The organism is Allobosea sp. 01N443 (assembly GCF_056399325.1).
The window spans coordinates 1-718 of sequence record NZ_JBFTRC010000416.1 but is presented as its reverse complement, the minus strand read 5'-3'; the positions used below and the strand labels follow the sequence as shown (position 1 = coordinate 718).

General features: G+C 61.7%; 1 protein-coding gene. It reads right to left on the bottom strand.

Going from position 1 to position 718, the window contains the following annotated elements; translation table 11 throughout:
- Nucleotides 1-718: B12-binding domain-containing radical SAM protein (locus AC1DRP_RS36770; protein WP_476771166.1), on the bottom strand; the 718-nt coding region annotated here is incomplete at both ends.

Below are 718 nucleotides of genomic sequence, written 5' to 3'. Positions count from 1 at the left end.
GCATAGACGGCCTCGAGAACGGCCTTGTAGTCCGCCAGAATGGCACGGCGCGGGCGACTGGTCTCGAAGTTGAGGCCAGCGGTGCACTGATCGCCGAACTGCCGTGCGGGGGCGGTGTCATCTGGTATCTGGAGCCTGCCCTCGCGCTCCAGGCGCCGCGTCAGCTGGGTATTGGGTAGCGCATAGAGCAGACCGACCATGCAGACCGGGATCGCGGTATCCTCGATACAGGCGATCATGTCGCGTGCGACGCTGCCCTTCTCGCTGTCGAACCCGAGGATGAAGCCGGCATTCACGAACAGCCCCGCCCGGTAGATCCTGTGCACGCTCTCCTGCAGGCTGCGCCTTGTGTTCTGCTTCTTCTGCATCGAGATCAGCGTCTCGGAATCGGGGCTCTCGATGCCGACGAAGATCGTGAAGAAATTGGCCTCGCTCATCGCCTGCATCAGGGCGGAATCGTCGGCAAGGTTGATCGACGCCTCGGTCGAGAATTCGAAGGGGAAGTCCTTCTCGGTGATCCAGCGCTTGAGGTCGGGCAGGAACTGCTTGAGCGCCTTCTTGTTGCCGATGAGATTGTCGTCGACGAAATCGACATGGCCGCGATAGCCGAGTGCATGCAGCGCCTCGAGCTCGGTCAGGACCTGCGCGTTCGTCTTGGTACGCGGCACGCGCCCATAGAGCTCGATGATGTCACAGAACTCGCAATTGAAGGGGCAGC